12 protein-coding genes, 1 tRNA gene and 1 pseudogene are annotated in these 18,032 nt (G+C 56.8%); 11 read left to right on the top strand and 3 right to left on the bottom strand.

The window, feature by feature from the left end; all coding sequences use genetic code 11:
* Positions 1-12 precede the first annotated feature (12 nt).
* On the top strand, positions 13-1,662 hold the full coding sequence (fumA, locus tag QE396_RS02520; RefSeq protein ID WP_020883320.1) for a class I fumarate hydratase FumA: 1,650 nt from the start codon (positions 13-15) through the stop codon (positions 1,660-1,662).
* Here fumA and QE396_RS02515 read toward each other — a convergent pair.
* Entirely contained in the window at positions 1,651-2,556 is a 906-nt protein-coding gene (locus QE396_RS02515) for a LysR family transcriptional regulator (protein ID WP_032669950.1), read from the bottom strand. The two genes, fumA and QE396_RS02515, sit on opposite strands and share 12 nt — an antisense overlap.
* A 95-nt stretch (positions 2,557-2,651) precedes the next feature.
* Here QE396_RS02515 and QE396_RS02510 point away from each other — a divergent pair, with 95 nt between their 5' ends.
* From QE396_RS02510 to QE396_RS02500, 3 genes and pseudogenes are all read left to right on the top strand, one after another.
* Positions 2,652-3,959, top strand: a complete 1,308-nt coding sequence (locus QE396_RS02510; protein WP_020883318.1) for a serine hydrolase — start codon at positions 2,652-2,654, stop codon at positions 3,957-3,959.
* 295 nt (positions 3,960-4,254) lie between these two features.
* Complete coding sequence (locus QE396_RS02505) at positions 4,255-5,568, top strand: MFS transporter (protein ID WP_020883317.1); 1,314 nt, start codon at positions 4,255-4,257, stop codon at positions 5,566-5,568.
* Positions 5,565-6,354, top strand: a pseudogene (locus QE396_RS02500) (substrate-binding domain-containing protein). Before QE396_RS02505 ends, QE396_RS02500 begins: the two are co-directional and overlap by 4 nt.
* Here the strand turns inward: QE396_RS02500 and QE396_RS02495 are convergent.
* Positions 6,329-7,228 carry a LysR family transcriptional regulator gene (locus QE396_RS02495; protein WP_020883315.1) on the bottom strand — a complete coding sequence of 300 codons (900 nt, stop codon included), beginning with the start codon at positions 7,226-7,228 and terminating at the stop codon, positions 6,329-6,331. The pseudogene QE396_RS02500 and the gene QE396_RS02495 sit on opposite strands and share 26 nt — an antisense overlap.
* Positions 7,229-7,543: 315 nt before the next feature.
* Between QE396_RS02495 and mtfA the strand changes: the two genes are divergently transcribed.
* Positions 7,544-8,341 (top strand): DgsA anti-repressor MtfA, encoded by a 798-nt coding sequence (mtfA, locus tag QE396_RS02490; RefSeq protein WP_014170764.1) that lies wholly within the window; start codon positions 7,544-7,546, stop codon positions 8,339-8,341.
* Here the strand turns inward: mtfA and QE396_RS02485 are convergent.
* A complete protein-coding gene (locus QE396_RS02485) occupies positions 8,338-9,549 on the bottom strand; it encodes an MFS transporter (protein ID WP_020883314.1) in 1,212 nt (403 codons plus the stop codon). The genes mtfA and QE396_RS02485 overlap by 4 nt on opposite strands.
* 138 nt (positions 9,550-9,687) lie before the next feature.
* On the opposite strand from QE396_RS02485, the gene QE396_RS02480 reads away from it, so the two are divergent.
* The 6 genes from QE396_RS02480 to QE396_RS02455 all read left to right on the top strand — a co-directional run bounded on the left by QE396_RS02480 (position 9,688) and on the right by QE396_RS02455 (position 17,894).
* Complete coding sequence (locus QE396_RS02480) at positions 9,688-11,430, top strand: IucA/IucC family siderophore biosynthesis protein (protein ID WP_020883313.1); 1,743 nt, start codon at positions 9,688-9,690, stop codon at positions 11,428-11,430.
* A complete protein-coding gene (locus tag QE396_RS02475) occupies positions 11,430-12,377 on the top strand; it encodes a GNAT family N-acetyltransferase (protein ID WP_020883312.1) in 948 nt (315 codons plus the stop codon). The genes QE396_RS02480 and QE396_RS02475 overlap by 1 nt, the downstream gene beginning before the upstream one ends.
* Positions 12,374-14,116, top strand: coding sequence for an IucA/IucC family siderophore biosynthesis protein (iucC, locus tag QE396_RS02470; protein WP_020883311.1), 1,743 nt, complete (start codon positions 12,374-12,376; stop codon positions 14,114-14,116). The genes QE396_RS02475 and iucC overlap by 4 nt, the downstream gene beginning before the upstream one ends.
* Positions 14,113-15,438 (top strand): lysine N(6)-hydroxylase/L-ornithine N(5)-oxygenase family protein, encoded by a 1,326-nt coding sequence (locus QE396_RS02465; protein ID WP_020883310.1) that lies wholly within the window; start codon positions 14,113-14,115, stop codon positions 15,436-15,438. The genes iucC and QE396_RS02465 overlap by 4 nt, the downstream gene beginning before the upstream one ends.
* A 26-nt stretch (positions 15,439-15,464) precedes the next feature.
* A complete protein-coding gene (locus QE396_RS02460; protein WP_020883309.1) occupies positions 15,465-17,654 on the top strand; it encodes a TonB-dependent siderophore receptor in 2,190 nt (729 codons plus the stop codon).
* A gap of 164 nt (positions 17,655-17,818) precedes the next feature.
* Positions 17,819-17,894: transfer RNA gene (locus tag QE396_RS02455), tRNA-Asn, on the top strand.
* Positions 17,895-18,032 lie beyond the last annotated feature (138 nt).

Below are 18,032 nucleotides of genomic sequence, written 5' to 3'. Positions count from 1 at the left end.
GAGCAATACGCTATGTCAAACAAACCGTTTTACTACCAGAACCCCTTCCCTCTCGCACACGACGATACCGAATACTATCTGCTGACCAAAGAACACGTCTCTGTTGCCGAATTTGAGGGACAGGAGATCCTGAAAGTGGAACCCGAAGCGCTGACGCTGCTGGCACAGCAGGCTTTCCACGACGCCGCCTTTATGCTGCGCCCTTCGCATCAGAAACAGGTTGCCGCGATTCTTAACGACCCACAAGCCAGCGAAAATGATAAATACGTTGCCCTGCAGTTCCTGCGCAACTCTGAAATCGCGGCCAAAGGCGTGCTGCCCACCTGCCAGGATACCGGCACGGCGATCATCATGGGTAAAAAAGGCCAGCGCGTCTGGACCGGTGGCGGTGACGAAGCCGCGCTGAGTCAGGGTGTCTATAACACCTACATCGAAGATAATCTGCGTTATTCCCAGAATGCCGCGCTGGATATGTATAGAGAGGTCAACACCGGCACTAACCTGCCTGCGCAGATCGATCTCTACAGCGTCGACGGGGACGAGTATAAATTCCTGTGCATGGCAAAAGGCGGCGGTTCCGCGAATAAAACCTATCTCTATCAGGAAACCAAAGCACTGATTACCCCGGCGAAGCTGAAAAACTATCTGGTTGAGAAAATGCGTACCCTGGGTACCGCGGCCTGCCCGCCTTACCATATTGCCTTCGTGATTGGGGGAACCTCGGCAGAAGCGACGCTGAAAACCGTTAAGCTCGCCTCAACGCGCTATTACGACGCGCTGCCCACCGAAGGCAACGAACACGGTCAGGCGTTCCGTGATGTTCAGCTCGAACAGGAACTGCTTCAGGAAGCACAGAACCTCGGCCTGGGCGCGCAGTTTGGCGGGAAATACTTCGCCCATGATATTCGCGTGATCCGTCTGCCGCGCCACGGCGCCTCCTGCCCCATTGGCATGGGCGTCTCCTGCTCCGCTGACCGCAACATCAAAGCCAAAATCAACCGCGACGGTATCTGGATTGAAAAACTGGAGCACAATCCGGGCCAGTATATACCTGAATCCCTGCGTCAACAGGGTGAAGGCGACGTGGTCAACATCAATCTGAATAAGCCGATGAAAGAGATCCTGGCCCAGCTTTCTGCTCATCCGGTCTCTACCCGCCTGTCACTGAACGGCACCATCATCGTGGCGCGCGACATTGCCCACGCGAAGCTGAAAGAGCTGCTCGACAACGGTGAAGAACTCCCGCAGTACGTCAAAGACCATCCAATCTACTACGCAGGCCCGGCCAAGACTCCGGAAGGCTATGCATCAGGCTCTCTCGGCCCAACCACGGCTGGACGGATGGATTCGTACGTCGACCTGCTGCAGTCTCACGGTGCGAGCATGATCATGCTGGCGAAAGGCAACCGTAGCCAGCAGGTGACCGATGCCTGTCATAAGCACGGCGGTTTCTACCTCGGCAGCATCGGCGGTCCGGCGGCGGTACTGGCACAAAACAGCATCAAGCGTCTGGAGTGCGTGGCCTATCCTGAACTGGGTATGGAAGCCATCTGGAAAATCGAAGTGGAAAACTTCCCGGCATTTATCCTGGTGGATGACAAAGGTAACGACTTCTTCCAGCAGATCCAGAATCAGCAGTGCAATGGGTGTTCACAGCGCTGAGTTTTTCCACAACGCCGGTAACAGCGACAGCGTTTCAGCGATCCACTCTCGCTTGTTGCTTCCCGGCTTCCAGATGGTCACCATCGTCTGACTTATCCCCTGGCTGCCCACTTCGGTGGGCAGCCTTTTTACCTTTTTCCACCCGGTCGGCTGGAAATGCGTCGGTAAGAATCCCCAGCCGCATCCCTGCTCCAGCAGACCCCGCAACATCTCCAGCTCATTGGTGAAAAGGGTGTGCCCCGAAATCTGCAGACGACGTGCCACCGGCTCATCCGAGGCGGCGTGCATAATCACCTGCGGCACCAGCGATAACTCAAGCAGCGACAGCGGCTGCGTGGCTTCAGCGAACAGCGTGTTGCAGGCGTAGAAATCCATATCGATCGCCCCGAGCGCCCGCCACTCCATTTCATTACCCACACTGCGATTACGTGCCTGGCAAATGCCCAGATCCGCCTGCCCGCTGGCCAGCATCGCTTCAGCCTCATCCCGGGAGGCGCTGACCAGGCTCAGACGTAAGTGTCGCTTCGCCATCTCGCCAATCAGCGCCTGCAAAAATGGCCTCGAGGTAAAGGGATCGTAAACCAGCGTGATGTCCTGCGTAGCACGCTCCGGTACCGCGCTGGCAAATGCCTCAAAGGCTTTCACCTGGCGCATCAGCAGGTGCGCCTGCCGCTGCAGTTGCTCACCCTCAGGGGTCAGACGCAGCGTGCGTCCTTCACGCACAAACAGCCTGTACCCTAATCCATCTTCGAGAAAATCAATCAGGTCGCGCAGCGTCGTACGATCTTTCCCGAGCTTCATCGCCGCTTTTGCCAGGCCACCGTATTCCACCACGGCGGTAAACGCTTCCAGTTGGGCAAAGGAATAAATTACCGTCGTCACGCCACTCTCCATTCAGTTTTCGGGGGGAATTTCCCCCATTACGCGTTTTTTATTATAAGTCGCGGGTTCTTAAACTGAAGGCGTTCCTATTCACAGCGAGAAAAATGATGAATTATCCTTCACTGAACCGCACGCTGCTGGCGGGCGTTGTAATTAGCCTGTGCAGCGCTCTGTTTGCGCCTGTCGCGCTGGCGGCCTGCAACGGTACTGACCTGAACACCTGCCCTGCTCCGTTCGACAAACAGCTTCCTGACACGCACAAGATGCTCACCTGGAGCCAGGCGGATCGCGTGGTCGGCTTTCGAAATGACTACCGCAACTACGCGGGAGATGTGTTCCATCACGGCAACGCCACGCCGCTGCTCAGCGCAGAGAAACCGCTCACTGACGCCCGCTATCAGGTCAACGGCAAGACCTATAACCTGCAGGACTACCTGAAACGTCAGAACGTGAGCGGCATGCTGGTACTGAAAGACGGCAAAATCGCGTGGAAATATCTCGGCGAAGGCAATACGGATACGACGCTCTGGACCTCCCGTTCGGTCGGGAAATCCGTGGTCTCAACGCTGGTTGGCGTGGCTCTCAAAGAGGGAAAAATTCGCTCACTCGACGACCTGGTCACGCAATACGAGCCAGACCTGAAAGGCACCGCCTGGGACGGCGTGACGTTAAAACAGCTGATCACCCACACCTCCGGCGTGGCATGGAACGAAGACTACACTAATCCCGCCTCCGATTTCGCGCAGCTCACCGAGTGCGAAGCGAAACCAGGCACCTATGACTGCGTGCGTAAGCTGGTGTCCGGGCTGAAACGCGAACACCCGGCAGGCCAGCACTGGTCTTACTCCTCCGGTGGCGCCTGGCTGTTGGGTGACGTGCTTGAGCGTGCAACGGGCATGACCCTGGCCGCCTATCTTGAGAAGAGCATCTGGCAGCCGTACGGCATGGCGAGCGACGGTGTATGGCATGCCTACCGTAAAGGTCAGCATGATGTCGGCGCGCATGGCTTTAACGCCACGCTGGAAGACTGGGGACGCTTCGGGGAGTTTATCCTGCATAACGGCACACTACCGAATGGCAAACAGATCCTGCCTGACAACTGGGTGAAAGACGCCTCACGCTGGACGCAGGCTGATGGATCTGTCTCTGACGCACACCCGACCGGCTTATACGGCTATCAGTGGTGGAACAACGAAGTGCCCGTCACGGCCACGAAGGTGGTGCCCGCGGCGAATGAGTCGCTGAAAGGCTCGCTCTGGGCGCTGGGGATCTTTGGGCAGATGATCATGGTAAACCAGGCGGAAAATCTGGTGATCGTTCAGTGGTCCACCTGGCCGCAGGCCGAACCGTCGTTTAGCGCACAGCCGCTGGAAGCCTCACTGATGTTCAGTGCGATTGCCAACGCGTTGCGGTAAGTCGCGGTAAGTGATAGTTAACAGCCAGGCATCGCCTGGCTTTTGTATTCGCTGCAAACAAGGGTGCCTCTGCGCGATGTCACAAAACGGCAATATCAGTGACTTACCCAAACTGGTGAATAAAAAATCAATTAATTGTTAAGTTGTTGTTACGACAATCACTCCCGATCGACCACGCGCTATTGATGCGTTAAATGCATCAGTCCATGTATTAATTGCGCTTATAAATTTGGGGTTCTTGATCCAGTTTTCAGAAACAGACGAGCAAAACGTCAACAATAAACTGGAGATAACCATGTTTTCCTCAACCTCACCAGCAACCGTTCGCTCGAAAGCGGGCGCGATACTTCGCGTGACGTCCGGCAACTTTCTCGAGCAATTCGACTTCTTTCTCTTCGGCTTTTATGCGACCTACATCGCGCACACCTTTTTCCCGGCGAGCAGTGAATTTGCTTCCCTGATGATGACGTTTGCCGTCTTTGGCGCAGGATTTTTAATGCGCCCTATCGGGGCAATCGTACTGGGTGCCTATATCGACAAGGTTGGACGCAGAAAAGGACTCATCGTGACCCTGTCGATTATGGCGGCGGGTACCTTCCTGATCGTGCTTATTCCGTCTTATCACAGCATAGGTCTGTGGGCACCGTTACTGGTTCTGACTGGCCGACTGTTGCAGGGGTTTTCTGCCGGAGCGGAGCTGGGTGGCGTATCGGTCTATCTGGCAGAAATTGCCACGCCCGGCCGCAAAGGTTTTTACACCAGCTGGCAGTCCGGCAGCCAGCAGGTCGCTATTATGGTTGCGGCAGCCATGGGGTTTGCGCTGAATGCGCTGATGGCAGAGAGCGCCATTCGTGAATGGGGCTGGCGTATCCCGTTCCTGGTCGGTTGTTTAATCGTACCGTTTATCTTTTTCCTGCGCCGCAAGCTGGAGGAGACAGAGGAATTCAACGCACGCCGCCATCATCTGGAGATGCATCAGGTCTTTAAAACCCTGCTCGGTAACTGGCAGGTGGTCATTGCCGGCATGCTGATGGTGGCAATGACCACCACGGCCTTTTATCTGATCACCGTTTACGCGCCGACTTTCGGGAAAAAAGTGCTGATGCTCAGCGCCTCGGACAGCCTGCTGGTCACGCTTCTGGTGGCAATTTCCAACTTTATCTGGCTGCCGATAGGCGGTGCGCTATCGGACCGCTTTGGGCGTAAACCGGTGCTTATCGCCATGACGCTGCTGGCTCTGGCGACGAGCTACCCGGCACTGACGCTGCTGGCGCAGGCACCGAGCTTCTCAATGATGCTGAGCGTCCTGCTGTGGCTCTCTTTCCTCTATGGCCTGTACAACGGTGCGATGATCCCGGCGCTCACGGAGATCATGCCTTCTGAAGTTCGGGTGGCGGGGTTCTCTCTGGCCTACAGCCTGGCAACGGCGGTATTTGGGGGGTTCACGCCGGTAATGTCTACCGCGCTGATAGAATATACCGGGGATAAAGCCTCTCCCGGCTACTGGATGAGTTTCGCCGCGGTGTGCGCCCTGCTGGCAACGCTCTACCTGTACCGTCGTCGTGCAGTGACGCTGCAAAATACCGTGAAATCAGAGGGGGCGGCATGAGACTGATTCCTCGACTGACCGCCGGCGCGTTGATACTGACCGTCCTGAGCTTCAGTGCCTCAGCGAAAGGGGTGACGGTCATGATCTCAGGCGGTTTTAAAGCCGCCCTTGAAAAGCTGGCACCGGAATATGAACGCCAGACCGGAGATAATATTGTGCTCATTCCCGGCCCGTCTATGGGAACGACTCCGCAGGCAATTCCTAACCGGCTTGCGCGCGGGGAAAAAGCCGACGTGGTGATCATGGTGGGCGATGCGCTGGCAACACTTGAAAAGGACAACCTGACTCAGCCAGGCTCGCGCACGGAACTTGCGGACTCCCCTGTCGGTATGGTGGTAAAAAAAAGGCGCTGACGTCCCGGATATCAGTAACGAGGCGAAACTTCGCCATACGCTGCTTCAGGCGGAGTCCATCGCCTACTCCGACAGCGCCAGCGGCAGATACGTCAGCCAGACGCTGTTCAAAACGCTGGGGATTGAAAAAGAGGTGATGGGTAAAGCAACGAAGGTTGAGCGCATCCCCGTCGCCGAAGAAGTGGCGAAAGGGAAATACGCGGTAGGTTTCCAGCAGGTCAGCGAACTGCTGCCGATTCCAGGGGTGACGTTTATTGGCAAACTCCCGGACAACCTGCAATACATCACCCGCTTTGCTGGTGCCGTGACCCGCCACGCCGACCATCCTGGCGAAGGGAAAGCGCTGCTGGATTACCTTTCCTCGACACAGTCCAGCGCCGTGATTCGCGACACGGGGATGAGCCCCGTTACGTCCCGCGGTACTGCTCAGTAATGTGTTTTTCCAGTTCAGCCGCAATGTAAGACTGGATGCGCCCCCGGCGTCGAATCAGCCCCACAGTGCGTTTCACCTCCGGTGCCACGAGCGGGACAGACGTCAGTAGCGAGTGCTCTGACGTCGGCATCGACATGGCGGGCACGGCAGCAATGCCGATGCCCGCCTCTACCATACCGAGCATCGTGGTCACATGGCGCGTTTCGCAAACGCTGGGACGCGCAGGCACGATATCCCCCAGCATCCGGTCGAGCAGGTTACGGTTGCCTGACGTTTTGTCGAGGATGATATAGTCCTGCTGATAAAACGCCTGCCACGTCAGGTGAGTCTTTTTTGCCAGAGGGTGATCGCGCCTGCACGCGGCGACATAGCTATCTTCCACAAGGGGGAAAAACTCAATTTCAGAGGGCACACTCCCGGCGAAACAGATCCCGAAATCCGCCTGGCTACGGGCAACCGCGTCAATGACATTCCCCGCGCTGCTGTCGATGAGCTTAATCCGGACACGCGGATAACGGGACTGAAAGCGACGAATGACATCCGGCATAAAGTAATAGGCCGCAGACGGTACCGTAGCGACGGTAATCAGCCCGGTCCGCTCTTCACTCACTTTATCAATATCAGCCAGCATGGACTCAACGTTATCGAGCAACTGCGCTGAACGTTCAGCAAAGTTCTGCCCGTACAGTGTCAGAGCCACGTGGCGGGTGGTCCGGTCAAACAGCTTCGCTCCCAGCGCCGCCTCCAGTTTTTCAATCCTGCGGCTCAGTGCTGACGGGGACAAACAGATAGATTCAGCAGCAACCCGAAAGTTGCCGTATTCCACTAACGCTCTGAAAGCATAAAGATCGTTAAGGTCAAAATTTACGGGCATAGCGTCTGAATGTCCTGTCTGGCAATACGAACGAAAGTCAAAAATAATAGCGGCTTATTGTCCAGCCGCAACCGGTGAAGCACCGAAATCCCTTAAGGAGTTGGTTTTCACGCTGACCATAATGGGGTAAGTGTCATAAGATTAGGCTTCGACTGAGTTCACAAAATGAAGGTGATACCAGCAAACCACTATCCACCGTTACGTACGAAGTGATAGTTTATCCAGGCTGGAATTGAAGCAATGACCGAATGTCTGGCATTTTAACAGAACCTTACCTTCCCCTTTTGTTCAAGTGACGAGTTTGCGAGCAAAGCGATGATTAAGTGGCCCTGGAAAACGAATGACGCTGGCCGAAATATGGCGCTGCCGTGGGATGAAGCGCTGGCGATCCCTGTTCTGGCTAATCTTCAGCCGGATGAACAATCAAAACTGGTTCAACTGGCGGATCGCTTTTTGCAGCAAAAACGTCTGGTTCCGCTGCAGGGCTTCGAGCTGGATCCCCTGAAAAACGCGCGTATCGCCCTGCTTTTCTGTCTGCCGGTACTGGAACTCGGTATTGAGTGGCTGGATGGCTTCCATGAAGTACTCATCTACCCTGCACCGTTTGTGGTGGACGATGAATGGCAGGACGATTTCGGCCTGGTGCATAACCAGCGGGTGGTGCAGTCCGGGCAAAGCTGGCAGCAAGGACCGATCATTCTGAACTGGCTTGATATTCAGGACTCGTTCGACGCATCAGGCTTTAACCTGATCATTCACGAAGTGGCGCATAAGCTGGATACCCGCAACGGGGATCGTGCCAGCGGTGTACCGCTGATCCCGCTTCGTGAGGTTGCAGGTTGGGAACACGATCTGCATGCGGCAATGGATAATATCCAGGATGAGATAGATCTGGTGGGCGAAAGTGCCGCCAGCATCGATGCCTATGCGGCAACCGATCCTGCGGAGTGCTTTGCGGTGCTGTCAGAATATTTCTTTAGCGCGCCTGAGCTTTTCGCCCCCCGTTTCCCGGCCCTCTGGCAACGGTTCTGTCAGTTTTATCAGCAAGACCCTCTGCTGCGTCTGCGGCAAAATGAGGATCCTGCCGGCAATTCATCTCACCAGCTCCATTAAGACGGGTCGACATGGGTACGATTGACCGCCCGTACCCATAGGCTCATCACCAGAAACATCAGCGCCATCACCCACGCGGCCTGCGTTAAAAATACCTCGCCGAATAAACGCGTGACGACAGGCACCAGCAGCGCACTCAGGCCGTAGCCCAGCGTGTGGCTGGTGGCAATCACTCCCGCCCCTTTTCCGGTGGTCAGCCGTTCATTCAGCAGCAGCTGATATCCCGGCGTCGCCATGGCGGCTCCCAGCGACGTCATGACAATCCCCACGTAGAACAACGCCAGACCGGCAATACACATTAGCCCCAGTCCCGTCACCATCAGTACCGCGGCCAGGCAGAGCAATGTCACCGGGCTGAAATGCTGCGGACGGACCACCAGAAATTGCGCAGCGAGGGTTGCCAGCGCGGCCAGGCTCAGCAGCAGCGCGACATGATGGCTTATCTCTCGCGGGTTACCCTCCAGCAGAGGGCTGAGATGCGGTGACAGGCCAAGCTGCATCAGGCTCACCAGTGCGGCCAGAAGCAACGCCAGCACAAGGTACGGCAGCATTGAAACCTGCACACGCGTCGCCTGATGCGCGACCGGCGGCAGCGGCGGATCGGCGACCTCTCGAAGGACCAGCAGGAGAGCAATAAACGGTGCAATCGCCATCAACCAGAGGGGAGCCACCGGATTGACGCTAAGCATCATCGCCGCCAGCGGCGGCCCCAGCAGACGACCGCAGCTGAGGCCGGAGCTAATGGTCGCCAGCGCGGCCATGCGTTTATCCAGACCCGCGCGCTGAATGGCCCATGTCTGAGCCGCGGGCACCAGCCCTGAGACGGTCAGGCCGTACAGCGTACGCGAGAGGATCAGGCCCGCCAGCCCCCAGACAGCACTCATCATCCCGCTTGCCATCGCCCAGACCACCAGCGCCATCACGACGAAACTTGCCAGATAGCCACTTAGCGAGGCCAGCATCACGACCTTGCAGCCGTGTCGCTCGCTCTGGCGTCCCCACCACGGCGATGCGGGTAAAAAGAGCATGGAGCCGAACATTAACAGCCCCGCCCAGACGGAGAGCGATAACCCGGTCAGGGTGACCAGTTGCGGCAGCATGACCAGCAAACCGTTTTGTCCAATACCTAACAATCCGGCGCATAACGCCAGTGGCCAGTTCGCTTTCGGGGTGAGGTTTTCCGTCAGTGTTTCAGGGTAAGTGCGCATGAGAATGTGAACATAGTGTCAATAAATGTGTGGAAATCATGAAGTTTATGAAAACAAATATTGCAAAAATAGTTGCGGCTGTAAACAGAATGCATATCATAACGATAATTATTATCAATCATGGAATGAGGTACACCTATGCGTACTCTGCCCCGCTCCGCCGGTACAGACGTTGCGGCCCAGTGTTTTTTGAACGCCCTGTTGCGTGAAACGAAGGACTGGCGCTATCTCCCCGCTACCGTTGCGGATGAGCTATCGCAGATTCATATTCCGCTCTCTTCAACCCAGGCCATTCGGGTTCCGGTACGCTATTTCTCTCCAACTCAGCATCATCAGTATCACTTTCCGGCGACGCTTATCCAGCGCGACAGCGACAGCGGTGACGCCGTCACTTTCACGCAACTGATTGACTTAATTCTGGAAAAACCTTCAGTTAAGGGCTCACTCGATACCGAAACGCTGGCTCGCTTTAAGCAACGCGCCCTTGAAAGCCATGCCCACACCTGGCAGGCCATAGATTTGCGCCACAATTGGGCAACCCTGCGTGACAAACCGCTGAATTTTGCGCAAGCAGAACAGGCGCTGCTGGTGGGCCATGCGTTTCACCCGGCCCCCAAATCTCACGAGCCGTTTAACGAAAGTGAAGCGCGCCGCTATTTGCCTGATTTTGCCTCCCGCTTCCCGCTGCGCTGGTTTGCGGTTAAGCGTGAATTGATTGCCGGCGACAGCCTGGCCGTCTCTCTTCGCGAACGCCTGCTACGCTTCGCAGCGCAGAGTGCCCCTGAGCTCCTCGGTCACTTCACTGATACCTGCTGGCTGCTGCCGATGCATCCGTGGCAGGCCGAGCATCTGCTGGGTCAGGCCTGGTGCCAGCGTCTTGTGGCTAACGGCGACCTGCAGGATTTGGGCGAAGCGGGCGCGCAGTGGCTGCCCACCAGCTCCTCGCGCTCGCTCTACAGCGAAACCAACAGCGACATGATCAAGTTTTCCCTCAGCGTGCGCCTGACCAACTCCGTGCGCACGCTGTCAGTGAAAGAGGTTAAACGCGGTATGCGCCTGGCGCGTCTGGCTAAGACAGCGCGCTGGCAGACCTTACAGGCACGCTACCCGACCCTGCGTGTTATGCAGGAAGACGGCTGGGCGGGGCTGCGTGATGAAAATGGCGTCATCCAGGAAGAGAGCCTGATGGCCCTGCGCGTGAACCTGCTGTTTGAGACGCCAGACAGCCAGACCAACGTACTGGTGAGCCTGACGCAGGCGGCACCGGACGGAGGTGACAGTCTGCTGGTTGCGGCGGTACGTCGTCTGAGCCATCGCCTGAATTTACCCCTCGCCGAGGCTGCGCGCTGCTGGGTGCAGGCGTATTGCGATCGCGTCTTACTTCCGCTGTTTAGTGCGGAGGCGGATTACGGCCTGGTTCTGCTGGCGCACCAGCAAAATATCCTCGTTGAGATGCAGCAGGATTTCCCCGTCGGGCTGATCTACCGCGATTGTCAGGGCAGTGCCTGGACTGAAGGGGCCGATGAATGGCTAAAAGAGGCGGGTGAACATGATGTGGAAAACCGTTTTGGCGAAAGCCAGCTGCTGCGCTACTTCCCCTACTACCTGCTGCTGAACTCAACGCTTGCCGTGACTGCCGCCCTCGCCGCCGCCGGTTTCGACAGCGAAGAGAGCCTGATGGCGCAGGTGCGTGACGCACTGGCCGAATTACGCAAAACAGCGAAACAGACCCGCTGCCTCGACTACGTGCTCGACAGCCCAACCTGGAACTGTAAAGGCAACTTTTTCTGCTATCTGCACGATCGCAACGAAAACACCATCGCCGATCCGGCAGTGATCTATTTCGACTTTAGCAACCCGTTTTACAAGGAGAAGGCGTGATGGCAAACGCGAATATCGTCCATTCTGGCTATGGCTTTCGCTGCACCGAAACGGAGAACACTCTGCCCCTGACGTTAGGTCTCGACGGCAGCGCAGTGCTTGAGCGCGTGAGTGGTATCCCGGAAGGCTGGTTAGTCGACGCGCTGGATCAGCTGTTCATCGCCGCACCGGCACTGACCGGCGTCACGCTCCCCTGGTCTGCCTGGCAGGATGAACCGCAGGCGCAGGCGCTGTTTACGCTTGCCAGCGGGGATTATCTGGCGCGCGAAACGTTCTGGCAGTTGCCTCTGTGGCTGCAGGGAGAACGGCCCCAGAACCACGGCGGCATGCAGTTCGATGAAAGCCGTCAGCTTTACTTCCCGCTGCGCCCTCACCGTCCGCAAGGCGAAGTCTATCGCCGTTACGACCCGCAGATTAAACGCACCCTGAGTTTCCGCGTGGCCGATGTGGCGCAGGACGGCGAACGTTTCACCCGCTGGATGAACACCCCGCGCGTTAACGCCTTCTGGGAGATGGCCGGCCCGCAGGCGGAGCAGGAAAATTACCTGCGCCGTCAGCTCGACTCGGCCTATTGTTATCCGCTTATTGGCTGCTTTGATGACCAGCCGTTCGGCTACTTTGAAATTTACTGGGCGGCGGAAGACCGTATTGGCCGTCACTATCGCTGGCAGCCGTTTGACCGCGGCCTGCACATGCTGGTTGGGGAAGAAAACTGGCGCGGCGCGCAGTATATCCGCAGCTGGCTGCGCGGTCTGAGCCATTATCTGTGGCTGGATGAGCCACGCACAACACGCATCGTTGCCGAGCCGCGTTTCGACAACCAGCGCCTGTTCCGCCATCTTTCGTCTGCCGGTTTCGAGACCGTGAAAGAGTTCGACTTCCCGCATAAACGCTCGCGCCTCATCATGAACCAGCGTCACCGCTTCTTCAGCGAGGTGGGACTGTGAACGTGTACTGGCAGAAAGTGAACCGCGACATGGTGGCGAAAATCCTCGCCGAGCTGGAATATGAACGCACCCTGAGCGCCCGGCAGCTGGCAGACAATCGCTGGCAAATCACCATGGGCGCGGAGACCTGGCAGTTCCAGGCCACGCGCGGGATCTGGGGCTGGCTGCATATCGACCCCGAGAGCCTAACCACCGTCAGCGGTAACGCAGTGGACGCAGAAACTGCACTGCTGCAGCTTGCGACGGTACTGGAGATGAGCGACGCGCAGACCGCGGAGCATCTGGAAGATCTCTATGCCACGCTGCGGGGTGATATTCAGCTGTTACAGGCGCGCGAAACGCTGGATGCTGACGCGCTCATTCATCTTGACCCGGACGAATTACAATGCCTGATGAGCGGCCATCCTAAGTTTATCTTTAACAAGGGACGGCGCGGCTGGGGGCTGGATGCGCTACGCCAGTATGCCCCGGAATACCGTGGCCGTTTTCGCCTGCACTGGGTCGCCGTGCAACGTGCGCACCTGGTCTGGAGCAGCGATGTTGATTGCGATATCAATACTCTGCTGGCGAGCGCCATGGATAACGCCGAGCGCGCCCGGTTTGATGCCCGCTGGCAGGCGCTGGATCTTGATGATAACTGGCTGCCCGTGCCGCTGCATCCGTGGCAGTGGCAACAAAAGATTGCTGTCCATTTCCTGGCGCAACTCGCGCGCGGCGAAATGGTTGAGCTGGGCGAGTTTGGCGACGAGTACCTGGCGCAGCAATCGTTGCGTACCCTCACCAATGCCAGCCGCCGCGCGCCGTTTGACATCAAGCTGCCGCTGACCATTTACAACACCTCCTGCTATCGCGGTATTCCGGGTAAGTACATTGCCGCTGGCCCGCTGGCCTCACGCTGGTTACAGCAGCAGTTCGCCAGCGATGCCACGCTTATTCGCTGTGGCGCGCAGGTGCTTGGCGAGCCCGCGGCCGGGTATCTTTCCCACCCGGGTTACGCCGCGCTGCCGAAAGCGCCTTACCGCTATCAGGAGATGCTGGGGGTTATCTGGCGCGAAAATCCGTCCTGTTATCTTCAGCAGGGTGAAGAAGCGGTGCTGATGGCTGCGTTGATGGAGAGCGATAACGCCGGACGCCCCTTGATTGACGCATGGATTGCCCAATCCGGTTTGACCGCTGAAGCCTGGCTGGAAAAGCTCTTTGACGCGACGGTCATCCCCTTCTATCACCTGCTCTGCCGCTACGGCGTGGCGCTTATCGCCCACGGCCAGAACGTGACGCTGGTGATGAAAGACGCCATCCCGCAACGCATCCTGCTGAAAGATTTCCAGGGGGACATGCGCCTGGTGGATGAAGATTTCCCGCAGGCAGCAAGCCTGCCTGAACAGGTGAAGTCCGTCACGGCGCGCCTGAGTGCGGATTACATCATTCACGATCTGCAAACCGGTAACTTTGTCACGGTGCTGCGGTTTATTTCACGCCTTACCCTGCAAAGCGGCGTCAGCGAAACCCGTTTCTACCAGATACTGGCCGAGGTATTGCGCCGCTATATGGCCGCGCATCCCGATCTCGCCGAACGCTTTGCGAAGTTTGATCTGTTTAAGCCGCAAATTATTCGCGTGATCCTCAACCCGGTCAAACTGACCTTCTCCGAACACGACGGCGGCAGCCGCATGTTGCCGAACTATGTCACCGATCTTGATAACCCTCTTTTTCTGGTCTCCCAGGAGTCAGCGCAATGAAAACGTATGATTTCATCGGCATTGGTATTGGCCCGTTTAACCTCAGCATCGCCGCACTGGCTGAGGGACTGGACGGTTTTAGTTCGCTGTTTCTTGAACGCAAGCCGCATTTCTCCTGGCACCCTGGCATGATGGTGCCGGACTGCCATATGCAAACCAGCTTCCTGAAAGATCTGGTGAGCGCCGTGGAGCCCACCAATCGCCACAGTTTTCTTAACTATCTGGTGCAGCGTAAAAAGTTCTATCGTTTTCTAACCACCGAGCAGCGTACCGTCTCTCGCGAAGAGTTTGCCGATTACCTGTGCTGGGCCGCGGAAAACCTCACCAACCTGTCCTTCAGCCAGCAGGTACAGCAGGTCAGTTTTGATGAAAAAAACGGTCTGTTCGACGTGGTGACTCAGCGCGATCGCTTCCTGGCGCGTCACGTCTGCGTGGGAATTGGCAAACAGATTAACCTGCCTGACTGCGCTCCGGCGCAGGATGACAGCTGCTTCCACGCCAGCGAGATGATGCTGCGCACGCCGGACTTAGCGGGCAAGCGCGTCACCGTCGTCGGCGGAGGTCAGAGTGGTGCGGATCTGTTTCTAAATATCTTCCGCGGGGAGTGGGGTCAGCCACTGAGCCTGAACTGGGTTTCCCGACGCAACAATTATAACGCGCTGGATGAAGCGGCTTTCGCCAACGAGTATTTCACACCGGAATATGTAGACAGCTTCTCCACGCTTGGCGAAGAGGCGCGTCGTCAGATGCTGCACGAGCAGAAGATGACCTCCGACGGCATCACCACGGAGTCTCTGCTGGCGATTTATCGCGCCATGTATCACCGCTTCGAAGTGCTGCGGGAAAAACCGTGGGCACACCTCCTGCCCTCTCGCTCGGTCACCGCGATCGCGCAGCAGGAAAACGGCAAGCGCCTGACGTTACAGCATCACCTTGACGGCGGCCGTGAACAACTCGATACCGACGTGGTGATTTTCGCGACCGGCTATCGCACCGTGCAGCCTGCGTTTCTGGCACCGCTCTCCCATCGCCTGCGTCTGGACGCCGACGAAACCTTCTGCATCAACAATGATTTCACCCTTGAATGGGACGGTCCGCAGAGCAACCGCCTGTTCGCCGTGAATGCCGGGATGCACCGTCTTGGCATTGCCGAACCCCAGCTCAGCCTGATGGCCTGGCGCGCCGCGCGAATTCTGAATCGCGCGCACGACGACGAGCCGTTTGAGCTGGCCACCACCCCTGGCGTGATCCACTGGCGTAGCACTCCCCGCCCGGACAGCAGCCAGGTTTATCAATCTTTAGCAAGAACCACCGAGTACTGACACACACATTCAGGAACTACATAACAATGAAACGTTCTCATCTTTGGGTTTTAAATCCTTGCTTGCTTGCAATGCTTTCTACCTCTGCGTGGGCGGAAGAACAAAAGGAAGAAAATATTGTTGTCTCCGCCAGCCGCGCGCACCGCAGCGTGGCGGAGATGGCGCAGACTACCTGGGTTATTGAGCGTGCTGAGATTGAACAGCAGGTTCAGGGTGGAAAAGAGATTAAAGAGGTACTGGCGCAGTTGATCCCGGGCATGGACGTCAGCAGCCAGGGCCGCACCAACTACGGTATGAACCTGCGCGGTCGTTCCATGATGGTGATGGTGGATGGCGTGCGTCTTAACTCCTCCCGCAGCGACAGCCGCCAGCTCGACTCTATCGATCCGTTCAACATTGACCGTATCGAAGTGATCTCAGGTGCCACCTCGCTTTATGGTGGTGGCAGTACCGGCGGTTTGGTGAATATCGTGACCAAAAAAGGCCAGCCTGATACCGAAGTGGAGTTCCAGACCGGAGCAAAGAGTGGCTTTAACAGCCATAACGATCACGATGAGAACGTGTCAGCCGCGGTGAGCGGCGGCAACGACAATGCCTCTGGCCGGTTGTCAGTATCGTATCAGCGCTACGGCGGCTGGTACGACGGCAAAGGCAACGAGGTGATTATTGATAACACCCAGACCGGATTACAATATTCCGACCGTCTGGATGTGATGGGAACAGGCACCCTCAACATCGACGATCACCAGCAGCTGCAGCTTACGACGCAATACTACAAGAGCGAGTCTGACGGGAAGCACGGCCTGTTCCTCGGGGAAAACTTCTCCGCGGTTACGGGTGATGCCAAAGCCTACAATAAAGGCAACCTGAACTCTGACCGCCTGCCGGGCACAGAGCGGCATCTGATTAACCTGCAGTACTCCAACACCGATTTCTGGGGCCAGGATCTGGTCGCACAGATTTACTATCGTGACGAAAGCCTGACCTACTACCCGTTCCCGACACTGACCAAAGGCGTGGTGAGCAGCATCGGTGCGTCGCAGCAGAAAACCGATTTTTACGGCGGCAAGCTGACGCTGAACAGCAAACCGATGGATGATTTAACGCTGACCTGGGGTGTGGATGCTGACCACGAAACCTTCGACGCTAACCAGCAGTTCTTCAATCTGGACAAAGCGGCAGCAAGCGGCGGTATGGATCTGGAGAACGCCTATAACGTGGGCCGTTACCCGGGTTACAGCATTACCAACCTCGCCCCGTTCCTGCAGGCCAGCTACGACATTGATGCCATTACCCTGAGCGGCGGCGTGCGCTATCAGTACACCGAAAACAAGGTGGATGACTTCGTTGGTTATACCCAGCAACAGGCCATCGCTAACGGGAAAGCCACATCGGCTGATGCGGTACCTGGCGGGAAAACCAATTACAACAACTTCCTGTTCAACGCCGGGATCCTTGGCCGTCTGACCGAACAGCAGCAGCTGTGGTTTAATTTCTCCCAGGGCTTCGAAATTCCGGACCTGGCGAAGTATTACGGCTCCGGTACCTACCAGCTTGTCGACGGGCACTATCGCCTGCTGAACAGCGTGAACGTTAACGACTCGACGCTGGACGGCATTAAGGTTAACGCGTATGAGCTGGGCTGGCGCTACACCGGCGATAACCTGCGCACGCAGGTTGCGGCGTATTACTCGCTCTCGGACAAAACCATCACCATCAACAAGACGGACATGACCATCAACCTCGAAGACGACAAGCGTCGTATCTACGGGATTGAAGGCCAGGTGGACTATTTCTTCACCGACAGCGACTGGAGCACCGGCGCGAACTTTAACGCCATTAAGTCTGAAACCCGCGAGAACGGTAAATGGGAGAAGCTGACGGTAGACAGCGCCAGCCCGTCAAAAGCCAGCGCCTGGGTCAACTGGGCACCGGGCGACTGGACCCTGCGGGTGCAGAGTACGCAGACCTTTGACGTGTCAGATGCCGACGGTAAGAAAATCGATGGCTATAACACGGTCGACTTCCTGGGCAGCTACGACCTGCCGGTGGGTAAAGTGAGCTTCAGCGTGGAAAACGTGCTGGACAAAGACTACACCACCGCCTGGGGTCAGCGTGCGCCGGGGCTGTATAGCCCAACCTACGGTGCACCAAGTCTGTATACTTATAAAGGCCGTGGCCGTACGTTTGGTCTGAACTACTCCGTACTGTTCTAATCCTGCGCGCCGCCTGCGGGCGGCGCAATTTACTGTGTAATTTCAGCGCGAATTTGCTATAAAATCAGCGATTTGCTGAAATTGTCGGCAAGCGAACGAAAAGTGCGTTTTCCCCCTTTGACAAGACGAACTGAGGTAGATACTATGCGCCTCGTTCACACGATTCCTCTGTAGTTCAGTCGGTAGAACGGCGGACTGTTAATCCGTATGTCACTGGTTCGAGTCCAGTCAGAGGAGCCAATTTAAAGAAACCAGATGTCTACTGACGTCTGGTTTTTTGCTTTCTATCAATTGGTTAATCCTTCTAGCTTGTCTACTCACGTCTAGTAAAAAACACTCGAAGCTACACCCTTTTGCTGGTAAAGCTGGTTCGGTTTT

It is taken from the genome of Enterobacter sp. SORGH_AS_0287 (genome assembly GCF_031453695.1).
Classification (GTDB): domain Bacteria; phylum Pseudomonadota; class Gammaproteobacteria; order Enterobacterales; family Enterobacteriaceae; genus Enterobacter; species Enterobacter ludwigii.
The sequence above is the reverse complement of the archived record's forward strand: the minus strand, read 5'-3'. Positions and strand labels throughout refer to the sequence as shown.